This is a genomic window from Kosakonia sp. YIM B13571, from assembly GCF_042788095.1.
GTDB lineage: Bacteria > Pseudomonadota > Gammaproteobacteria > Enterobacterales > Enterobacteriaceae > Kosakonia > Kosakonia quasisacchari.
This window is the reverse complement of the sequence record NZ_JBHZPL010000004.1, coordinates 328,777-347,311: the sequence shown is the minus strand read 5'-3', so window position 1 is coordinate 347,311 and position 18,535 is coordinate 328,777. Positions and strand designations below refer to the sequence as shown.

Genomic DNA, 18,535 nt, shown 5'->3' with positions numbered 1-18,535 from the left:
GAACAGGCATAAGAGTAAAATCGGTAATTCAGATCAATTTGAGCTTATCGATCGTTATAATTAATCAATGAAAACGATCAATATTAATTAATTGATTGACTTTAGCTATCAAAATTAAATGACTGATCGTTTTTACAGATCATAATTGAAGAGGGAAATATTGAATGGGTACGCATAACAATAAATTTTAGCAACAGGCCGGGTTATTCCCGGTCTGTTGCAAAGTAATCGATGGAACGTTGTTACGTATTAACTTAAGTAAAATAAATAAGGATCAACGGCTTAGGTATGTTTATATGAGGTAAATCAGCAGTAGCTACGCAGTCTTACCGAATGTTCCCTGTATAACGGTTCTTTCTGCCAGAGATTCAATATAATTTGCATACCACTGCATCATCTCTTTCCTACCTTCCAGATACTGTGCATGGTTATACGTACCGCGAATCGCGTTCTTGTCTACATGGGCAAGCTGTGTTTCGATCCACGCTGAGTTAAAGCCTTGTTCGTGCAGAATGGTACTCATCGTGTGGCGGAAACCGTGCCCTGTAAGCCTGCCCTTATATCCCAGTAACTCAATAACCTGATTAACACTCTCCTTACTGATAGGTTTACGCGGATCGTTCCTGCCAATAAACACGAGTGGATGATGTCTGGAGATCGGTTCAAGCTGCTTAAACAATGTAATGACTTGTTCAGAGAGCGGCACAATATGAGGGCGTTTCATCTTCATTACCTCCGCAGGAATTTCCCAGAGCCGTTTTTCAAAATCGATATTTTCCCAACGGGCAAAGCGGAGCTCCTGTGTACGCACCCCTGTTAACATAATAATCTGAGTTGCGTTTTTAGTGATGATACTGCCTGTATAACCCGCTAGGTCGTTGAGAAAATGAGGAAGTTCACTAGCCGTAAGGAAGGGGAAGTGCTCCTTTTTCGGCGTCGCTAAAGCGCTGGCAAGATCGGGGGCCGGGTTATATTCAGCCCGCCCCGTAACTATGGCATAACGAAAAACCTCCCCGCAGCGCTGACGGACTTTACGCATCTTTTCTAGTGCGCCACGTTTTTCCATTCGGCGAAGGACTTCAAGCAAGTCCATTGGCTTGATTTCGATAATTGGCCGCTTGCCAATATAAGGGAATATATCTTTTTCAAAGGTATCAATGATTTCGTCACGATACCGTAATGACCAACGGTCTGCTTTGTGCTGATGCCATTCACGGGCAATCGCTTCGAAAGTATTTCCAAAGTTTAGTCTCTGAGCGATTTTCTCTGCTTTCTTGACTTCACCAGGGTCACTTCCAGTTGATAATACTTTCTTAGCAGCATCACGTTTTTCACGTGCTTCGGCGAGCGAAACCTCTGGATAAACGCCAAAGGCTAACCGCTTTTCTTTGCCTGCATAACGATACTTCAAACGCCAGTAACGTGACCCATTGGTTGTTACCTCAAGATAGAGGCCACCACCATCAGATAACTTGTACGGCTTGTCTTTGGGTTTGGCTGTATCGACTTGTCGGGCTGTTAGCTTCATTGGGGGCACCTCGGAAAGGGGCATCTTTTATGCCCCCCATTGTGCCCCCAGAATGTACTTGATTCTGGTAGACATGGGTTGACCTCGGAAGGGCATGATCGATTGCAATATCAGGTAGTATAAGGGATTAATTGATGAGAGTGGAGCTCAGGAGAGGCGAACTGGCGGAAGATCACAGGAGTCGAACCTGCCCGGGACCGCTGGCGGCCCCAACTGGATTTGAAGTCCAGCCACCTCACCGGAGATGACGATCTTCCGCGCCTGCATTGCTACATGGAGGCGGGGCGCATTATAGCTACTTTCAGGCATTTACCACATACTTCCGTCATAAATTTTCTCATTGTGCTCCCGCCGCAAACGGTTGTTTAAGATAAATCTTCATCTTTTCCATGGCTTAGCTATTTTTCACCCGCTAAAGGAACCGTGATCACAGAAAAGAATAAACGTAATCAGATAACTAGAATTCGCAATACCCGGCTGAAATCCAATCGTTTACAACGTCTGAAACCGCTTTCTGCGTATTTTTCATGCGTAAAGGAAACAAAAATGGACAGTCAGATTATTTCTGTGAAAGAAAAGATTGGCTACGGCATGGGAGACGCCGCCAGCCATATCGTCTTTGATAACGTAATGCTGTACATGATGTTCTTTTATACCGATATCTTTGGCATCCCCGCCGGGTTTGTCGGCACCATGTTTCTGCTGGCGCGTGCATTAGACGCCGTTTCGGACCCGTGCATGGGCCTGCTCGCCGACCGCACCCGCAGCCGCTGGGGCAAGTTCCGCCCGTGGATAATTTTCGGCGCGTTGCCGTTCGGCATTGTGTGCGTTCTGGCCTACAGCACGCCGGATCTCAGCCTCAGCGGCAAGATGATCTACGCCGCTGTCACTTATACGTTACTTACTTTGCTTTACACCGTGGTCAACATTCCTTATTGCGCCCTCGGTGGTGTGATCACCAACGACCCGCAGCAGCGCATCTCGCTGCAATCCTGGCGCTTCGTGCTGGCGACGGCGGGCGGCATGCTCTCCACCGTGCTGATGATGCCGCTGGTGAAACTGATTGGCGGCGATGACAAAATTTTCGGTTTCCAGGGCGGCATCGCGGTGCTCTCCGTGGTCGCCTTTATGATGCTGGCGTTCTGCTTCTTCACCACCAAAGAGCGTATCCAGGCGCCGCCGAGCACCACCGGCATGCGTGAAGATCTGCGCGACATCTGGCAAAACGATCAGTGGCGCATCGTGGGTCTGCTAACCATCCTGAATATTCTCGCGGTCTGCGTGCGCGGCGGCGCGATGATGTATTACGTCACCTGGATCATGGGCGATGCCGCCATTTTCACCGCGTTTCTCACTACCTACTGCGTCGGCAACCTGATTGGCAGCGCACTGGCTAAGCCGCTCACCGACTGGAAATGCAAAGTCACCATTTTCTGGTGGACCAACGCGGCGCTCACCGTGCTCAGCATCGCCATGTTCTTCGTGCCGGTTCAGGCCAGCGTCACCATGTTCATCTTTATCTTCGTTATCGGCGTGCTGCATCAGCTGGTTACGCCGATCCAGTGGGTGATGATGTCCGACACCGTCGATTACGGCGAATGGTGCAACGGTAAACGTCTCACCGGCATCAGCTTCGCGGGCACGTTGTTTGTGCTGAAACTTGGCCTCGCTTTCGGCGGTGCACTGATTGGCTGGGCGCTAGCGGGCGGTGGCTACAATGCTGCGGCACAAAGCCAGAACAGCGCCACCATCAGCATCATCATTGCGCTGTTTACGCTGGTTCCGGCGGCCTGTTACTTGCTCAGCGCTTTTATCGCCAAACGCTACTACACCCTGAAAACACCGCTCCTCAAAACGATCATGGAACAACTGGCGCGCGGCGAGCACCGCAGCCAGCAACGGTTTGGGCATGTTTCACCACGGGAAGAGTTACTGTAAGGAGTTATGCATGAAAATCAGTGATGGCAACTGGCTTATCCAGCCGGGTCTTACATTGATCCAGCCGGTGCAGGTGTTTGAAGTCGAACAACAGGGTAATGAGATGGTGGTCTATGCCGCCCCACGCGACGTGCGCGAGCGCACCTGGCAACTGGATACGCCGCTCTTCACCCTGCGTTTTTTCTCGCCGCAGGAAGGGATTATTGGCGTGCGCATCGAACATTTTCAGGGAGCAATAGATAACGGCCCGCACTTCCCGCTTAATGTTGCGCAAGACGTCCACGTGGAAATGCGCAATACCGACGATTTTGCCGAGCTGCAAAGCGGTGCGCTCAGTGTGCGCATTGGTAAAGGTGAAAACTGGGCACTCGATTTCCTGCGCGATGGCGTGCGCATTACCGGTAGCCAGTTGAAAAACAACGGCTACGTGCAGGATGGCAACAGTGGTCGCAATTACCTGTTTGAGCGGCTGGATTTGGGCGTGGGTGAAACCGTGTATGGCCTCGGCGAGCGTTTTACCGCGCTGGTGCGCAACGGGCAAATGGTGGAAACCTGGAACCGCGACGGCGGCACTAGCACCGAACAGTCGTACAAAAATATCCCCTTTTATCTCACCAATCGTGGCTACGGCGTGCTGGTAAACCATCCGCAAGCGGTGGAGTTTGAAGTGGGTTCGGAGAAGGTGTCCAAAGTGCAGTTCAGCGTTGAGGGCGAATATCTGGAGTATTTCGTGATCGACGGCCCAACGCCGCAGGATGTGCTGAACCGCTATACGCAATTCACCGGTCGCCCGGCGTTGCCGCCAGCCTGGTCGTTTGGTTTGTGGCTTACCACCTCGTTTACCACCAACTATGACGAAGCGACGGTTAACCGCTTTATTGACGGTATGGCGGAGCGCCAGCTACCGCTGCACGTTTTCCACTTCGACTGCTTCTGGATGAAGGCTTTCCAGTGGTGCGATTTTGAATGGGACCCGATGACCTTCCCGGACCCGGCAGGAATGATCACCCGCCTGAAAGCGCGCGGGTTGAAAATCTGCGTCTGGATAAACCCTTATATCGGCCAGAAATCGCCGGTGTTCCGCGAGCTGAAAGAGAAGGGCTATCTGCTGAAACGCGCGGACGGTTCACTGTGGCAGTGGGATAAATGGCAGCCGGGGCTGGCGATTTATGATTTCACTAACCCGGAAGCCTGCCGGTGGTATGCGGATAAACTCAAAGCGTTAGTGGCGATGGGCGTGGATTGCTTCAAAACCGACTTTGGCGAGCGCATCCCGACTGATGTGGTGTGGCATAACGGCGCGTGTCCGCAGAAAATGCATAACCATTACGCCTACATCTACAACGAGCTGGTGTGGAACGTGCTGAAAGAAACCGTTGGCGAGCAGGACGCGGTGCTGTTTGCCCGCTCGGCATCTGTCGGCGCGCAACAGTTCCCGGTTCACTGGGGGGGCGACTGCTACGCCAACTATGAATCGATGGCGGAAAGCCTGCGCGGCGGGCTATCGATTGGCCTGTCTGGTTTTGGTTTCTGGAGCCATGATATTGGCGGCTTTGAAAACACCGCTCCCGCGCATGTTTACAAACGCTGGTGCGCGTTTGGCCTGCTCTCCAGCCACAGCCGTTTGCATGGCAGCAAATCTTATCGTGTGCCGTGGGCGTACGATGACGAGTCCTGCGATGTGGTGCGCCACTTCACGCAACTGAAATGCCGCCTGATGCCGTACCTCTACCGGCAGGCAGCACTGGCACACGAATCCGGTTTGCCGATGATGCGCGCCATGATGCTCTCCTTCCCGGACGATCCGGCTTGTGACTATCTTGACCGTCAATACATGCTTGGCGATGCGCTGCTTGTCGCGCCGGTGTTCAGTGAAGCGGGTGACGTGCAGTTTTACCTGCCGGAAGGACGCTGGACACATCTGTGGCACAACGACACATTACCCGGCAACTGCTGGCATAAACAGCGCCACGACTTTATGAGCCTGCCGGTTTACGTGCGGGATAACACATTGCTGGCGCTCGGCAGCAACGACCAGCGTCCGGACTACGCCTGGCATGACGGCACCGCTTTCCAGTTGTTTGCGCTGGAAGAGGGACGCGAAGCGTTATGCGACGTGCCGGATGCCAGCGGTGCGGTGATCTTCCGTTTGCGAGCCAAACGCAACGCGGGGGTGATCACTGTGTGTAGCGAAGGCAAGGGGCACAACTGGACGCTGTGCCTGCGCAATATCGCGCAGATTGCGGGTGTACAAGGTGCCACGCAATCCGGCAGTGAGCCGGGTGTGGTGCTTACGCCGCAGGGCGGGGAGATACGCATTACGCTGTGAGTTTGTGCTTCGCGTTATTCCTCTCCCGTGAGGGAGAGGAAATGTCATGTTCAGGGAGTCGGCTGAGGTGAAGGCGTTGATGTGGGTTCCGCCGAAGGCGCGACAACGCCGCCGGATACCACGCCGCCATGCATGTTCTGCTTGATTTGCTGTTTCTGCACGTTAATGGCGGAAAGCTCGGCGTTCACCGACGGTTTAAGCGGCGCATCGGCGCGCACGCTGCCACTGGCGGTGAGCTGCAGATTTCCGTCGCCGCTGATGGGCAGCGCCGGCCAGCCCCACTCCTGCAATACATTCACCGGCACGCCGCGCCCGTTCAGGCTGAGGTTAACGCTGCGATCTGGCGTTTGCGCAACCACCGCTTTGGCTTCCAGCAACCCTTGTCCGGTAAACGCGCTTAGCTCGCTGATGGTGACGACATTGCTGTTGGCGTTCAGCGCCAGTGACGGGCGGCGTACGTCCACGCGGTTAAAGGTGGCGGCCGCGGCGTTCAGTTTCGCCGTTCCACCCCATACGCCCCACTTGCGCTCGCGCACCAGTTGCAGGTTATCGCCATAGCCGTCCAGAGCCGTTAGCTGCCAGGGAAATGCCGGGTCGATATCAATCACTAGGTTGCGGCTGGCGCTGAATTTTTTCAGTGTGACGGTATTCAGCCACGTTGGTAAATCCTCCATCCACAGCTGTTTCCAGTTTTCCGGCAGCGTGTATTCCAGCCCGGCAAACGCGGTGTCGTCCAGCACCAGCGCGTGGCCTGCGCGATACCAGTTGCCGGAGGTGCGTACCATGCCGTTTTCCCAGCGCGAGGTGAACTGTTGCAGCGCAATGCCCTGCGGCGAGAAGTTAGCATTGAGGATTGGGTCGAACAGGTGCAGCGAACCGTAAATAAACTCGCTGGCGTTCATCGACAGTTTACCGTCCTCGCTTTTCCAGTCGCCATTGGTGAGCGTCAGGTTGCGCAAACTCAAATCGAGATCGGTGACCGCCCAACCTGGCCCTTGTAAACGGGCGTCGGTCACTTCAATGCGGCCAATTTGTAGCGACGGCAGGGTGGTTAATGGATTAAAGAAATCGAGCAGCGACTTATCGCTTTGCAGGCGGATATCATTCAGACGCAAATTGTTCACCACCCAGCTGCCATCGGCGGCGCGCTGCGCGTCTCCGGTCAGAGAGCCGCGCGCCATATCCGCACCAATAGTGGTCAACGTAACGACATCTTTATCGATACTGCCCTGAATCAGCACGTTACTGGCGGGAACGCCGTTTAACGTCAGCGAACCGGCGCTCATCTGGATCTGTGCTTTACTGCCCAGCACACTTCCCGCGACTGGCTGCCACGGCGCAACGCCGCCGGTGACACGCTGGGCGCTGAGATCCCAGCCGGTGGTCGGGCTATTAAACGCCATATTACTTAATTGCAGGCGATCAGCCTGGAACGGCAGCGGTGCTGCAGCCGGGGAGAAATTCAGCGTGCCGTCCTGTAACAGAATGGTGTCGGCATGCAGCGGATCGGTAAGCTGGCGGCTGCTCAGGCCGATATCCACCGTTTTGGCGACCAGCGTCGCCGGTTTGCCTTTACGGCCAAAATCCACGCCTTTCAACAATATATGGGAAGGGGAGGAGAAGCGGTGATCGATCGCTTCGAAAGTGAGGTGATAGTCACTGTTGTCGTTTACCCACTTGCTGACCTGTGTTGCACCCCAGCGGGTTTGCAGCAGGAAATAGCAAGCGATGATCGCCACAAGCAGGGCGATAACAACGACAAAGAGCAGCTTTCCAAGAAATTTCATGATCTTCCATCCCCAGTTGCCAGTCTGGCAGTTATGCACGATTTATGCGCAATGCTCAAGGGCGGAATGATGAAAGGGCGTTACGGCGGCAACGGTTTTTATCCCGTTGCCGCGGGGTTTATCAGTTTTTCTCTGGTGGAAAAATCAGATTCAGTACAATCGCGGTGATCCCGCCTGCGGCGATGCCGGAAGAGAGCAGGTTTTTCAGCCAGTCCGGGGCGAATTGCAGGATTTGCGGCTGCTGGGAAACGCCCAGGCCAACGGCCAGCGACAGTGCGATAATCAGGATCGCACGGCGGTTCAGCGGTTCGCGGGAAACAATGCGCACGCCGGATGCGGCGATCGTACCGAACATCACCAGCGTTGCACCGCCGAGCACAGGCTCAGGCAGTTGCTGTACAAAAGCGCTGACTGCCGGGAACAGGCCAAGCACCATCAGCATCACCGCAATGAAGAAGCCAATATAACGGCTGGCAACGCCGGTCAGTTGAATAACGCCATTGTTCTGGCCGAAGCAGGAGTTCGGGAAAGTATTGAAAACAGCGGAAACAAATGAGTTGAGGCCGTTTGCCAGCACGCCGCCTTTCAGGCGTTTCATATACAGCGGGCCGGCGACGGGCTGCTCGGAAACATCAGAAGTTGCGGTAATGTCACCGATGGTTTCCAGCGAGGTGATCATAAATACCAGCATCAGCGGTAACAGCAGGGTCCAGTCAATGCTCAGCCCGTAGTAAAGCGGCGTCGGCACCATAAAGGAGGTTGCTGGTGCGCTATATGCCGGCAGCATGCCCATAAACATTGCCAACACGTAACCTACGGCCATGGCGATCACCAGCGAAGCGATACGTAAATAGGGGTTACGCTGGCGGTTAAGCAGAATAATCAGCCCCAGCACCACGCCTGCCAGCAGCAGGTTTTTCGGGGCGCCGAAGGTGTGGTTGCCCATCGCGGCAAAACCGCCGCCAACGGATGTCAGCCCCACCTGAATCAGCGACAGGCCGATAATCATCACTACCACGCCGGAAACCAGCGGGGTAATAATGCGGCGCGCGAACGGCAGAATGCGGGATATAACCATTTCGGTGCAACTGGCCAGCATCAGGGTACCGAACAGTGCAGCCATCATCGTGGGCACGTCCGCACCGCCGGTTTTCAGCGCGGTACCGCCCATAATCAGTGGCGCCACAAAGTTAAAGCTGGTGCCCTGAATCGAGAGCAACCCGGAGCCAACCGGGCCCCAGGCTTTGATCTGGATAATAGAGGCTACGCCTGAGGCGAACAGCGACATGCTGATAATGTGCTGAGTGTCCTGAGCCGGTAAACCCAGCGCCTGGCAGATAAGCAGCGCGGGCGTGATAACGCCAACAAACATTGCGAGCAGGTGCTGGAGCGCGGCAAACAGGGTTTGCGGCAGCGGCGGGCGATCTTCAAGTCGGTAGATCAGTTCGCTGGGTTGAGTCTGCGCAACCGGTTGCGCACTTTCTGACTCGATGGTGTTTACGGACATCTCAAGCAATCCCCTGATGGAAAAGCGCTGATTTTATCGGACTGTTTGGTAAAAGCAAACGGTTGCTATGCTAAAAACATACTTTTCTAAGGGGTGTTCATTTTACGGTATAAGGTTCTAAAACTCAGGCGTTGGAATAGCGTTCTGTTTCTGGCATCCAGCGGTCGATCAGCGCTTCGGCGAGCTGCGGATAACGCTCATGAATATGGCGGGCAACGCGTTGTACTTCCGGGATCATCGCCTGATCGCGCAGCAGGTCGGCGACTTTGAATTCCGCGTTGCCGGTCTGGCGAGTACCAAGCAGTTCGCCGGGACCGCGAATTTCCAGATCTTTTTGCGCAATCACAAAGCCATCGTTACTGTCGCGCAGCACTTGCAGACGTTTTTGCGCCGTTTTGGAGAGCGGGGATTTGTAGAGCAGAACGCAGTGAGAAGCTACCGCACCGCGCCCAACACGGCCACGCAACTGGTGGAGTTGCGCAAGGCCGAGCCGTTCCGGGTTTTCGATAATCATCAGGCTGGAATTCGGTACATCCACGCCCACTTCAATCACCGTGGTCGCGACCAGCAGATGTAACTCACCCTGTTTGAACGACTGCATTACCGCCTGTTTTTCCGCCGGCTTCATGCGACCATGAACCAGGCCGACATTCAGTTCCGGTAGCGCCAGTTTCAACTCTTCCCAGGTCGCTTCCGCCGCTTGTGCTTCCAGCAGGTCGGACTCTTCAATCAATGTACAAACCCAGTATGCCTGGCGGCCTTCGCCGGTACAGGCGCTGCGCACGCGGTCGATAATCTCGCTGCGGCGTGTATCCGGGATGGCAACAGTGGTGACCGGTGTGCGCCCTGGCGGTAGCTCGTCGATCACCGAGGTATCAAGATCCGCGTAGGCGGTCATCGCCAGCGTGCGCGGAATTGGTGTTGCAGTCATGATCAACTGGTGCGGGTGAAAACCCTGCTGCTGGCCTTTTTCCCACAGTGCCAGGCGCTGGTGAACACCAAAGCGGTGCTGTTCGTCGATAATCACCAGCGCAAGGCCGTTAAACTGCACCTGTTCCTGGAAAATCGCATGGGTGCCAACCACCATTTGTACCTGACCGCTAGCAATTGCCTCTTGCTGTGCCTGGCGTGCTTTGCCTTTTTGCTTGCCCGCCAGCCAGCCCACTTCCACACCAAGTGGCGTAAACCAGTTGCGGAAATTGTTGGCGTGTTGCTCTGCCAGCAGCTCGGTAGGTGCCATCATCGCCACTTGTTTGCCATTGGCAACCGCCTGCAGCGCCGCCAGTGCGGCAACCAGCGTTTTACCGGAGCCCACATCGCCCTGCACCAGGCGCATCATCGGCATATCCAGCGCCATATCACGCTCGATCTCCGCGACCACGCGCGTTTGTGCGCCGGTTGGTTTAAACGGCAATGAAGCCAGCAGACGGTTTTTCAGTTCATCTTTGGCGCTGAGTGGTTGCGCATGATAACGCTGCGCCCCGGCGCGCAACGCCAGCATACTGAGGTTGTGCGCCAGTAATTCCTCAAGGATCAAACGGCGCTGCGCCGGGTGCTGCCCACTTTCCAGATCGCTTAATTGCAGTGACGGTGGCGGGCGATGCAGCGTATGCAACGCCTCCGGCAAGCTCATCATGCCTTGTGCCAACTCCGGCGGCAGCAGTTCGCTGATGGCGCAGGTTGCCAGCAGCTCCAGCGCCTGGTCGGTGAGTTTGCGCAGTGTCGCCTGCTTAATACCTTCAGTGGTCGGGTAAATCGGCGTCAGAGTTTCCTGCAATTCCGGGGTGCTGAGATCGCCCTGCACGCGGTATTCCGGATGGATCATCTCCGCGCCGTACTTCCCGCGTTTTGCTTCCCCGTAGGCCAGCACTCGGCGACCAGTGGCAAGGCTGTTTTTCATTGCCGCGTTGAAGTTGAAAAAGCGCAGGGTGAGAATGCCGGAACCGTCGCTAATCTGGCAGGTCATCATTCGGCGGCCGCCAAACGTGATATTGCAGTTCAACACTTCGCCTTCCACCGTGGCGTAAACGCCCGGCAGCAGGTCGGCAATCGGGTAAAGTTGGGTGCGATCTTCGTAGCGAAGCGGGAGGTGAAGCAGGAGATCCTGAACGGTATGCAGGCCGATTTTCGCTAGCTTGCTGCTCTGCGCCGCGCCGACACCGGTCAGCGAATTTAAGGGCACCGCATCAAGCAGCTTACCTTTCATCGGTTATCCCGCCGCCTGCATAGTTGCCCACCACGTTGGGTCGGCTTCGATTTGACCTTCCGTATTAACGTGAGGGTAAGGCAGACCTTTGCGTTTCGCGACTCTCGCCAGCACCGGATAGCCGCCCTCAAACAGCAGGCGTTGCTGAACTTCATCCGGCAACGTGCTGTTTTCACGCTGATACATACCGGCGTTTTGCCGCTGGCGCTGCGCTTCGTAAAGGATTAAGGCTGAAGCCACGGAAACATTCAGCGACTGCACCATGCCAATCATGGGGATAATGATGTCCCGATCCGCCAGATCCAGCGCTTCCTGAGTGATCCCCGTTTTCTCCTGGCCCATCAGAATACAGGTCGGGCGGGTATAATCTATTTCCCGAAAATCAACGGCTTTGTCGGACAGATGGGTCGCGAGGATTTGCATGCCGCGCGTTTTCAGCACGCCAACAGCATCGCCAATAGTATGGTGGGTTTTCACTTCCACCCAGCTGTTACTGCCTGCTGCGGATGAGGCCATGGTGCGCATGCGTTTGCCTGGCCAGACGGCGTGAACTTCATGCACGCCGACGGCGTCCGCAGTACGGATAATGGCGGAGACGTTATGAGGTTTGTGAACCTGCTCCATGCAGACCGTCAGGTCCGGTTGACGCCTGGCGAGCATCTCGCGGATACGCGCATAACGCTGAGAATTCATAAAGTTAGTTTCGGTTGCGGGTGACTTTAATCACATCCGGCATCACGCGGATTTTGCGCATGATATTCGCCAGATGGACGCGATCGCGCGCCGTCAGACGGATGAACGCGCTATAGACGCGGCCATCTTTCTCTTCGGTATTCAGGCTCTGAATGTTCGAAGAGGCCGTGTTAATCGCTGCCGTCAGGTTCGCCAGTGCGCCCTGATGGTTAAACATATCCACCTTGATCTCGGTGATAAATTCCTGCGCGGTCTCTTTATCCCACTCGACAGCCATGAACTTCTCTGGCTCTTTCTGGTAGCCACGAATGTTACGGCAGGACTCATGGTGGATAACCAACCCTTTTCCTGGGCTGACGTGCGCGACAATCGGGTCGCCAGGAATGGGGCGACAGCATTTGGCAAAGGTGATCAGTACGCCATCTGCGCCTTTAATCGGCAGATGACCGCCATTTGCGCCCGTTGGTGCTTGCGTACCCTGCGCGGCTTCCCCTTGTTGCAGGTTTTTCGCTACCACAACGCTCATGGCGTTGCCGAGGCCGATTTCTGCCAGCAGATCGTCGAGCGAAGCGAGCTTCATGCGATCCAGCTCGCGCTGCACATGGTCCTGCGGAATTTCGGCCAGTTTGCGGCTTCCGCCCAGCGCGTGGTTCAACAGACGGCGGCCAAGGCTCACCGAGTCGTCACGCTTGAGGTTTTTCAGCATCTGGCGGATTTTTGCGCGTGCTTTCGAGCTGACGACAAAGTTCAGCCATGCGGCATTCGGGCGTGCGCCTGGTGCGGTGATAATTTCTACCGTCTGGCCGCTGGAAAGCGACTGCGACAGCGGATACGGCTGACGATCAACGCGCGCGCCAACGCAGGCATGGCCGATATCCGTGTGTACCGCATAGGCGAAATCCACCGGCGTTGCACCAGCGGGCAGCTCGACAATGCGGCCTTCCGGAGTGAAAACATAAATCTCATCGGGGAAGAGATCAGATTTAACGCTCTCGATAAATTCAAACGAGCTACCGGCGCTCTGTTGCAGCTCCAGCAGGCTTTGCATCCAGCGCTGGGCGCGGATTTGCGCGGTGGTACTGCTTTCGCCATGCTCTTTATACGCCCAGTGCGCGGCAACCCCCATCTCTGCCATCTGATCCATATCTTCGGTACGGATTTGCACCTCAACCGGCACGCCATGCGGGCCAATCATTGAAGTGTGCAGGGATTGATAGCCGTTCGCTTTGGGAATGGCGATATAGTCTTTCACGCGACCAGGCCGTGGCTTGTACAAGCTGTGCATCTGGCCCAGAACGCGATAACAGGTATCCAGATCGTGAACAATCACGCGAAAGGCGTAGATATCCATAATCGAGTGGAAACGCTGCTCTTTCAGCACCATTTTGCAGTAGATAGAGTAAAGGTGCTTTTCGCGACCGCTGACACGGCAGGGAATGCCCGCTTCCTGTAAACGCCCTTCGATTTCCGAGAGGATTTTTTGAATCATCTCTTTGCGGTTGCCGCGTGCGGCTTTGACCACTTCTTTGATCACGCGATAGCGGTTTGGGTACAGCGCTTCAAAGCCCAGCTCTTCGAGCTCGGTTTTGATGTGGTGAATACCTAAACGGTGTGCCAGCGGGCTATAGATTTCGAGGGTTTCACGGGCGATACGGCGACGTTTGTCCGGGCGAAGAGAACCCAGCGTACGCATATTGTGGGTGCGGTCGGCGAGCTTGATAAGAATGACGCGGATGTCTTGCACCATCGCCATAATCATCTTGCGAAAGTTTTCGGCCTGCGCTTCTTTCTTATCCTGAAACTTAAGCTTATCAAGCTTGGACACCCCTTCCACCAGCTCGGCAACGCTTTTGCCAAACAACTGTTCCATATCCTGGTAGGTGGCGGGAGTATCTTCAATCACGTCATGCAATAGGGCAGCCATTAGCGTTTCGTGGTCGAGTTTCATCTCGGCCAGAATGCAGGCTACCGCTACCGGGTGCGTGATATAAGGTTCACCGCTTGAACGTGTCTGTCCCTCGTGAGCATCACGTGCAACGAGATACGCCTGCCTGAGACGTTTTATTTGCTCTTCAGGCAGATAGTGTTGAATCAGCTGATTCAGGCTTTCAAACAGATACAAGGGTGACCTGCAGGTTAATTAACGACGACCTTCAGCAATGGCGGTAACGGCCTGCAATTCTGCGGCTTCCTGCTCTTGCTGTTCCTGGCGCTCACGGACGTCGAGGATCTGGTTGTTGATCAGACCTTCTTCGATTTCGCGCAGCGCGATAACGGTGGTTTTATCGTTTTCTTCCGGGACTAACGGATCTTTACCGCCAACCTGCATCTGACGAGCGCGACGCGCGGCGACCAGCACCAGGTCAAAACGGTTACCAACTTTCTCTACAGCGTCCTGAACAGTTACGCGTGCCATACTTAAAATGCTCCACAGGTGAAGAAATGACTGGGCATGATACTGAAACCAGGCTCAGTCTGCCAATAGTTTGCTGATTAAAGCGTCATGTCGCTGCTTTTGGCGGCTCATGCGCAGACGTTCGGCGCGAATAATGGTTTTCAAATCGCCCAAAGCGGTATCGAAATCGTCATTCACAATCAGGTAATCATATTCCGCGTAATGGCTCATTTCCGCAACCGCCTGCGCCATACGTTTCGCAATGACTTCTTCACTATCCTGACCGCGCCCGCGTAAGCGGCGATCGAGCTCCAGCTTCGACGGCGGCAGAATAAAGATGCTACGCGCCTGCGGCATACGGGCGCGAATTTGTTGCGCGCCCTGCCAGTCGATATCAAGAAACACATCTACGCCGGTTGCCAACACTTGCTCAATGGCTGCGCGCGAGGTGCCGTAATAATTACCAAAGACTTCGGCATGCTCAAGAAACGCGTCATCGCCAATCATGGATTTAAACTCGTCATGATTAACAAAGAAATAGTGTTCACCGTGCACTTCACCCGGACGCGGAGCGCGCGTGGTGTGCGAAACAGAAACCTGCGTATCGTATAACGGTTGGGTTTTTAACAAAGCCTGGATGAGGCTTGATTTACCCGCGCCGCTGGGGGCGGAAACAATATAGAGCGTGCCTTGAGCCATGAGAGTCTTTTGTATGTGAATTGCGAAAGGAAACTTACATACGTGCCTATTATACACATCGGCGCTATGTGACGTAGCCTTTGTCACACTTTTTCCCGCTGAGTTTGACATTTTGCGGCCTGCTTTCCTGTTTTGTTTGCAAATTTCCACAGCGGCAGTGAATTGCCGGAACCCTCCTCGCAAACTCTCTTTTTCTATGTCGCCATCACTGTGTTGGCCTCGCTATAACAGTGTCGCTATCACAAGGAGAAGGGATGATGTGGAAAAGAACCGGATTCGCAGTGTGTCTGTTGCTATGGAGCCTATCCAGCCAGGCGGTGTGCCCTGTCTGGTCGCCATCGAGAGCGCAAGATGAGGTTAATCGCCTTCAGCAACAGCTTCGCCAGTGGAATGAACACTACTGGAAGCAGGGGGCAAGTGAGGTAAGCGACACTGTTTACGACCAGCTAAGCGCGCGGCTGGCGGCGTGGCAACGCTGTTTTGCACTTGAACCCGCAAATTCAACACCTGTCTTACCCGGCGGCAGTGTGAAACATCCTGTCGCGCACACTGGGGTACAAAAACTGGCGGGTAAGCAAGCGCTACAGCGCTGGATGGCAGGAAAAACCGATCTCTGGGCGCAGCCTAAAGTGGATGGCGTCGCGGTGACGTTAATTTATCGCAATGGTGAACTGACACAGGCAATCAGTCGCGGCGATGGGCTGGCTGGTGAGGACTGGACGGCAAAAATACGCGCTATCCCATCGATTCCTAAAACGGTGAGTGGTGCGCTGGCGAATAGCGTATTACAGGGTGAACTGTTTTTACGCACGGAAAACCATATTCAGAAACAGGCCGGTGGGCTTAACGCCCGCGCAAAAGTTGCCGGTGCGATGATGCGCCGTAACGAGCACGCCATTCTCAATGATCTGGCTTTTTTCGTCTGGGCCTGGCCAGACGGCCCGGCAACGCTGGCACAAAAGTTGGCGGAACTCAGCAACGCAGGGTTTAGTGACGAAGAGCAATATAGCGTGCCAGTGAACACGGTAGAAGACGTGGAGAAGCTCCGCAGCCGTTGGTTTACTTCTGAATTGCCTTTCGTCACCGATGGCGTGGTGGTGCGTTCGGGAACCGAGCCGGCGGGAAATACGTGGCTGCCAGGACAGGGTAGTTGGGTGGCAGCCTGGAAATATGAACCACCCGAGGAAGTTGCAACGGTAAAAGATATTCAGTTTGCCATTGGGCGTACCGGTAAAATTTCCGTGGTTGCTCAGTTGGAACCGGTACAACTCGATGACAAACGCGTCCAGCGGGTCAATTTAGGCTCTGTCAGGCGTTGGCAAGAGTTGGATGTTGCGCCTGGCGATCAAATCGCTATCAGCCTTGCCGGTCAAGGGATCCCGCGCATCGACAGTGTGGTGTGGCGTGCACTTGTTCGCGATAAACCTATTCCGCCTGCGCCTCGTTTTACCCCATTGACCTGTTTTTATGCCTCTGCGGAATGTCAGGAGCAATTTATTGCCCGTCTGGTGTGGCTCAGCTCGGCAAAAGCGCTGGGGATTGAGGGGCTTGGCGAAAGTGGCTGGCGGGGGCTGAATCAGGCGCATCACTTCGAGCATCTTTTTTCCTGGCTGGCGCTGACAAAAGAGCAATTACAATCGACGCCCGGTATTTCACCGGAACGCGGTTTACAGCTCTGGCATCGCTTTTCGCTGGTGCGAGAAAGGCCGTTTATTCGCTGGCTAATTGCACTGGGAGCGCCGCTGCCGCAGCCTGCTCTGAAAGTCACTGGCGACACGACATGGCAGCAACTGCGCACGCGTAACGAAAAGGAGTGGCAGCGTTTCCCGGCGATTGGTGCTGAAAAAGCCCGGCAGATCGTTGCCTTTGTGCATGCTTCCGAAATTGAAAAACTTTCGGTTTGGTTGGGAGCTCAAGGAGTAAAAGCGTTTCAGTGAGTGCTGTGCTTGTAGTGGAACACGGGCAAGCCGAGCTTCCAGCGGATAGCCAGTAACCGCGTAATAAAGCCAAACAGCAAGGTTGCAATCACCACCATATCGTGGCTGGAAACAAGATGACCAAGAACGATATAGATCACGGCAGAGGCGAAGGCGATTCCGGCGTACAGCTCTTTCTGAAACACCAGCGGGATACGCTTACAAAACATATCCCGCAACACGCCGCCGAACACCCCGGTTACAACAGCGGCAATCACGGCGATAACCGGGCCTTCACCCATATCGAGGGCGATCTGCGCACCGATAATGGAAAAAACCACCAGTCCCAGGGCATCAAGCACCAGAAACAGACGGCGCAGATGCGGCATCACCGGCGCGAAGATAGTCGTTAACACTGCCGCGATGGCAACAATGACGACATATTCCGGGTGCTTTACCCAGCCGAGCGGGTAGTGGCCGAGCAGGATATCGCGTACCGATCCGCCGCCCAGCGCCGTTGCTGTGGCGATAATAATTACGCCAAAGGTATCCATTCTGCGACGACCCGCCGCCAGTGCGCCAGTCATGGCCTCGGCCGTGATACCAATAAGATAGAGAATATGTAACAGCATGCCCGCCCCCGTAAATCAGAAGCGGCAGGGTAGCGATTTACACTCAGGTATGCGATTTAGATTTTCTAAGGAACATGGTTTTGGATAAGTTTAGCTAATGCAGGGTGTGAAAGTTTGATTAATTTATCTATTTGATTTTTAAATTTAAAATCAAGTTGAAACGGCTGGTGAATGGTAGGGGTTAATAGATTTAAGCATAAGTAAATCACGGGCAGCGTGATAAGTAAAAGACCACCTTCTTAGAAGGTGGCTTTTGAGAATGCCCCCTGTAAGGGGGGCTATTGTCACTTTCCGCTTACTACTCTAGCAATTCCATTTGCTGTTCATGTATTTGTTCCGTTTTCTCCTGATGCCTCACATATCGTCTGATAATTTCCTCGTTCACACCGACAGTATCTACAAAGTAGCCACGTGACCAAAAGTGGTTGCCCCATAGCTTCTTTCTTATGTGTGGGAAACGATTGTAGAGTCTGATTGCGCTGCGACCTTTCAGATGCCCCATTAGAGTTGATATCGAGATTTTCGGCGGGACTATTACGACTAGATGTACATGATCTGGCTGAACATTTAGCTCCAGAACCTCACAATCCTTTATTCCGCAGAGAATGTAGATTGTCCTGTAAAGTTCCTTGCCCAACTTATCTTTCAGGATCCTGAAACGGTACTTAGGCGTCCAGACTATGTGGTATTTACAACGCCAATATACATGTGATGAACTCCGGTAAAGCCCCATGTCGGTTTGTCTCCTTTTACTTGTGGTGAGTAAGCAGAGATATTCCGGCATGGGCATTCTTCAGGCTATAGCCTTACAGGATCAATCACCACCTCCCCAGGAGGTGGTTTAAGGGTGACAATAAAAAGGCCCAGTTGGGCCTTTTCAACCTGCGGCCGAAAGATTACTCAAT

Annotated in this window: 13 protein-coding genes and 1 tRNA gene; 3 read left to right on the top strand and 11 right to left on the bottom strand. The window is 54.3% G+C overall.

Translation table 11 applies throughout. The features are described 5' to 3' along the window. Positions 1 to 316 precede the first annotated feature (316 nt). The gene (locus ACFX4O_RS13120) at positions 317 to 1,528 is read right to left on the bottom strand and encodes a tyrosine-type recombinase/integrase (RefSeq protein WP_380209448.1); all 1,212 of its coding nucleotides are present in this window, start codon (positions 1,526 to 1,528) and stop codon (positions 317 to 319) included. A gap of 162 nt (positions 1,529 to 1,690) precedes the next feature. Beyond that, positions 1,691 to 1,785 (bottom strand) — tRNA-Sec (locus ACFX4O_RS13115). A 289-nt stretch (positions 1,786 to 2,074) separates the two neighbouring features. On the opposite strand from ACFX4O_RS13115, the gene ACFX4O_RS13110 reads away from it, so the two are divergent. Further along, positions 2,075 to 3,466: a glycoside-pentoside-hexuronide family transporter gene (locus ACFX4O_RS13110; RefSeq protein ID WP_380209450.1), complete on the top strand. Its 1,392-nt coding sequence runs from the start codon at positions 2,075 to 2,077 to the stop codon at positions 3,464 to 3,466. Between the two features lie 10 nt (positions 3,467 to 3,476). Further along, positions 3,477 to 5,795, top strand: coding sequence for an alpha-xylosidase (gene yicI, locus ACFX4O_RS13105; protein WP_380209452.1), 2,319 nt, complete (start codon positions 3,477 to 3,479; stop codon positions 5,793 to 5,795). A 50-nt stretch (positions 5,796 to 5,845) separates the two neighbouring features. On the opposite strand, the gene ACFX4O_RS13100 is transcribed toward yicI, so the two are convergent. From ACFX4O_RS13100 to gmk, 7 genes are all read right to left on the bottom strand, one after another. Continuing rightward, a complete protein-coding gene (locus ACFX4O_RS13100; RefSeq protein WP_380209454.1) occupies positions 5,846 to 7,582 on the bottom strand; it encodes an AsmA family protein in 1,737 nt (578 codons plus the stop codon). A 121-nt stretch (positions 7,583 to 7,703) separates the two neighbouring features. Next, the gene (locus tag ACFX4O_RS13095; protein ID WP_131412446.1) at positions 7,704 to 9,089 is read right to left on the bottom strand and encodes an NCS2 family protein; all 1,386 of its coding nucleotides are present in this window, start codon (positions 9,087 to 9,089) and stop codon (positions 7,704 to 7,706) included. Positions 9,090 to 9,213: 124 nt separating this feature from the next. Beyond that, positions 9,214 to 11,295, bottom strand: a complete 2,082-nt coding sequence (recG, locus tag ACFX4O_RS13090; protein WP_380209456.1) for an ATP-dependent DNA helicase RecG — start codon at positions 11,293 to 11,295, stop codon at positions 9,214 to 9,216. Between the two features lie 3 nt (positions 11,296 to 11,298). Next, positions 11,299 to 11,988 (bottom strand): tRNA (guanosine(18)-2'-O)-methyltransferase TrmH, encoded by a 690-nt coding sequence (gene trmH, locus ACFX4O_RS13085; protein ID WP_380209458.1) that lies wholly within the window; start codon positions 11,986 to 11,988, stop codon positions 11,299 to 11,301. A 4-nt stretch (positions 11,989 to 11,992) separates the two neighbouring features. Beyond that, on the bottom strand, positions 11,993 to 14,110 hold the full coding sequence (gene spoT, locus ACFX4O_RS13080; RefSeq protein ID WP_380209460.1) for a bifunctional GTP diphosphokinase/guanosine-3',5'-bis pyrophosphate 3'-pyrophosphohydrolase: 2,118 nt from the start codon (positions 14,108 to 14,110) through the stop codon (positions 11,993 to 11,995). 18 nt (positions 14,111 to 14,128) lie between these two features. Further along, positions 14,129 to 14,404, bottom strand: coding sequence for a DNA-directed RNA polymerase subunit omega (gene rpoZ / locus ACFX4O_RS13075; RefSeq protein ID WP_007369481.1), 276 nt, complete (start codon positions 14,402 to 14,404; stop codon positions 14,129 to 14,131). Positions 14,405 to 14,458: 54 nt separating this feature from the next. Beyond that, entirely contained in the window at positions 14,459 to 15,082 is a 624-nt protein-coding gene (gene gmk / locus ACFX4O_RS13070; protein ID WP_380209463.1) for a guanylate kinase, read from the bottom strand. 257 nt (positions 15,083 to 15,339) lie between these two features. Here gmk and ligB point away from each other — a divergent pair, with 257 nt between their 5' ends. Further along, positions 15,340 to 17,019: an NAD-dependent DNA ligase LigB gene (gene ligB / locus ACFX4O_RS13065; protein WP_380209578.1), complete on the top strand. Its 1,680-nt coding sequence runs from the start codon at positions 15,340 to 15,342 to the stop codon at positions 17,017 to 17,019. On the opposite strand, the gene ACFX4O_RS13060 is transcribed toward ligB, so the two are convergent. Both ACFX4O_RS13060 and tnpA read right to left on the bottom strand, forming a co-directional pair. Next, positions 17,013 to 17,630: a trimeric intracellular cation channel family protein gene (locus ACFX4O_RS13060; protein ID WP_131412436.1), complete on the bottom strand. Its 618-nt coding sequence runs from the start codon at positions 17,628 to 17,630 to the stop codon at positions 17,013 to 17,015. The two genes, ligB and ACFX4O_RS13060, sit on opposite strands and share 7 nt — an antisense overlap. A 298-nt stretch (positions 17,631 to 17,928) precedes the next feature. Then, positions 17,929 to 18,363, bottom strand: coding sequence for an IS200/IS605 family transposase (gene tnpA, locus ACFX4O_RS13055; RefSeq protein WP_007369221.1), 435 nt, complete (start codon positions 18,361 to 18,363; stop codon positions 17,929 to 17,931). Positions 18,364 to 18,535: the final 172 nt, after the last annotated feature.

What these genes read in the sequence shown, in the direction of transcription:
- ACFX4O_RS13060 (WP_131412436.1), bottom strand. Translation starts at nt 17,630, where the DNA reads ATGCTGTTACATATTCTCTATCTTATTGGTATCACGGCCGAGGCCATG.
- ligB (WP_380209578.1), top strand. Translation starts at nt 15,340, where the DNA reads ATGTGGAAAAGAACCGGATTCGCAGTGTGTCTGTTGCTATGGAGCCTA.
- yicI (WP_380209452.1), top strand. Translation starts at nt 3,477, where the DNA reads ATGAAAATCAGTGATGGCAACTGGCTTATCCAGCCGGGTCTTACATTG.
- gmk (WP_380209463.1), bottom strand. Translation starts at nt 15,082, where the DNA reads ATGGCTCAAGGCACGCTCTATATTGTTTCCGCCCCCAGCGGCGCGGGT.
- ACFX4O_RS13100 (WP_380209454.1), bottom strand. Translation starts at nt 7,582, where the DNA reads ATGAAATTTCTTGGAAAGCTGCTCTTTGTCGTTGTTATCGCCCTGCTT.
- ACFX4O_RS13120 (WP_380209448.1), bottom strand. Translation starts at nt 1,528, where the DNA reads ATGAAGCTAACAGCCCGACAAGTCGATACAGCCAAACCCAAAGACAAG.
- ACFX4O_RS13095 (WP_131412446.1), bottom strand. Translation starts at nt 9,089, where the DNA reads ATGTCCGTAAACACCATCGAGTCAGAAAGTGCGCAACCGGTTGCGCAG.
- rpoZ (WP_007369481.1), bottom strand. Translation starts at nt 14,404, where the DNA reads ATGGCACGCGTAACTGTTCAGGACGCTGTAGAGAAAGTTGGTAACCGT.
- recG (WP_380209456.1), bottom strand. Translation starts at nt 11,295, where the DNA reads ATGAAAGGTAAGCTGCTTGATGCGGTGCCCTTAAATTCGCTGACCGGT.
- trmH (WP_380209458.1), bottom strand. Translation starts at nt 11,988, where the DNA reads ATGAATTCTCAGCGTTATGCGCGTATCCGCGAGATGCTCGCCAGGCGT.
- tnpA (WP_007369221.1), bottom strand. Translation starts at nt 18,363, where the DNA reads ATGGGGCTTTACCGGAGTTCATCACATGTATATTGGCGTTGTAAATAC.
- ACFX4O_RS13110 (WP_380209450.1), top strand. Translation starts at nt 2,075, where the DNA reads ATGGACAGTCAGATTATTTCTGTGAAAGAAAAGATTGGCTACGGCATG.